This window comes from Micromonospora sicca (assembly GCF_003172935.1).
GTDB classification, from domain to species: domain Bacteria; phylum Actinomycetota; class Actinomycetes; order Mycobacteriales; family Micromonosporaceae; genus Micromonospora; species Micromonospora sicca.
The window spans coordinates 1-1,922 of sequence record NZ_QGKS01000478.1; the positions used below are offsets into that span (position 1 = coordinate 1).

The following is a 1,922-nucleotide window of genomic DNA, read 5'->3' on the forward strand; positions in this document are numbered from 1 at the left end:
TGGTGGGCGGGGTCAGTCGGTGCGGCGGGTGGCGGCGATGGCGAGGTCGACCAGGGCCTGGCGGGCCTCGGTGTCCAGGTCGACCGTGCTGAGGGCGGCCAGGGCGCTCTCGGTCAGCGCGCCGATCCGCTGTTCGGTCCGGGCCAGCGCGCCGCTGTCGGTGATCAGCTTGCGCAGCCGGGCCACCCCGGCGCCGTCGAGCCCGGGGTCGCCGAGGCCGCCCAGCAGCAGCTCCCGGCCGGTGTCGTCGAGCGCCTCCAGGGACGCCGCCACCAGGTAGGTCCGCTTCCCCTCGCGCAGGTCGTCGCCGGCCGGCTTGCCGGTCTGCGCCGGATCCCCGAAGACCCCCAGCACGTCGTCGCGGAGCTGGAACGCCTCGCCCAGCGGCAGCCCGTACGCCGAGTACGCCGCCCGCGCCTCCGCCGACGCGTCGGCCAGCGCGGCCCCGAGCAGCAGCGGCCGCTCGACCGTGTACTTCGCCGACTTGTAACGGGCGACCTTGCCGGCCCGCTCCAGCGAGGTGTCCCCGGTCGCCTGGGTCAGCACGTCTAGGTACTGCCCGACGGTGACCTCGGTGCGCATCTCGTCGAAGACCGGCCGCGCCCGGGCCACCGTGCGCGGATCGAGGCCGGCGGAGTGCAGCAGCTCGTCCGACCAGACCAGGCAGAGGTCGCCGAGGAGGATCGCGGCGGCGTCGCCGAACCCGTCCGGGTCGCCGCCCCAGCCGGCGGAGCGGTGCCGGGCGGCGAACCGCCGGTGCACCGCCGGCTCGCCGCGCCGGGTGTCCGAGCGGTCCATCAGGTCGTCGTGGATCAGGGCGCTGGCCTGCACGAACTCCAGCGCGGCGAGGGTGGTCACCACCTGGTCGGAGTCGACGCCGCCGGCACCCCGGTAGCCCCAGTAGGCGAAGGCCGGCCGCAGCCGCTTCCCGCCGCCCAGCACGAACGCCTCGATCGCCTCGGCGACCGGGGCGAGGGCGTCGTCGACACCGGTCATCCAGATGCGCTGGCCGGCGAGGAACTCGGTCAGGGCCTTGTCGATCCGCTGGCGCAGGCCGGCGCGGTCGACGGGGGAAACGGGAGCAGCGTGGGTCACGCCACGACGCTAGCCGGTCCCCGCCGGTCGCGTCGTGCCGCCATGTCGGCGCGCCGCGCTGGGCGTCGACCGGGGCGGCCGGGCGCGGGCCGGTACGGGTGCGGCCGCCGCCCCGACCGGCAGGTACGGCCGGGCCGCCGCGAGGAGCGCGGCGTAACCCCGTACCGCCGGCTCGTCGCGGTACCACGCGAGCCGCCGGCGTACGTCGGTGAGCTGGCCGACGGCCCGGGGCGAGCCCGACCGGACCGCGTCGAGCAGGGCGTCGCCGGCCACCGCGCAGGCCTGCTCCACCTCGCCGAGCTGGAGGTGGCCCCGGGCCAGCCAGGCCCCGTAGACCGCCGCGCGGCGCGGGCGCCCCCGACCATGCACGGCGGGGCGCAGCAACGCCGCGGCGGGCCCGGGGCGGCCCAGCGCGACGAGGGTGCGCCCGGTCATCGCCGCCAGCTCCGCGTCGTCGAGCCAGTACAGCCAGGGCGGCTCCCGGCCCGGCTCCGGCCCGGCCAGCCGTCCGGCCGCGGTCAGCGCCTGCCGGGCGGCCCCCTGCCGCCCGCCGAGCGCGGCGGCCAGCGCCACCCGGTGCAGCAGCAGGGCCCGCAGCCCCGGCGAGGCGGCGCCGCGCGCCCCGGCGTACCCGATACGGGCCAGGGTCAGCGCGCCGTCCGCGTCCCCGGCGCCGGCGAGCAGGTGGCTGGCCGACCCGAGCACGTGCCCGGCGAGGGCCGGGTCACCGGCGGCGACCGCGGCCCGCAGCGCCAGCCGGTAGGCGTCCAGGCCACCGGTCAGGTCGCCCGCGTCGGCGGCGAGCCAGCCGGCGAGCTGTCGGGGAG

Annotated in this window: 2 protein-coding genes; both read right to left on the minus strand. The window is 78.7% G+C overall.

What is annotated here, in order from left to right:
* Positions 1–12: 12 nt before the first annotated feature.
* Positions 13–1,095 (minus strand): polyprenyl synthetase family protein, encoded by a 1,083-nt coding sequence (locus DKT69_RS34780; protein ID WP_109805616.1) that lies wholly within the window; start codon positions 1,093–1,095, stop codon positions 13–15.
* Between the two features lie 9 nt (positions 1,096–1,104).
* A partial coding sequence (locus DKT69_RS34785) for an NsdA family TPR-like regulatory protein (protein ID WP_497529440.1) occupies positions 1,105–1,922 on the minus strand: 818 nt, incomplete at its 5' end.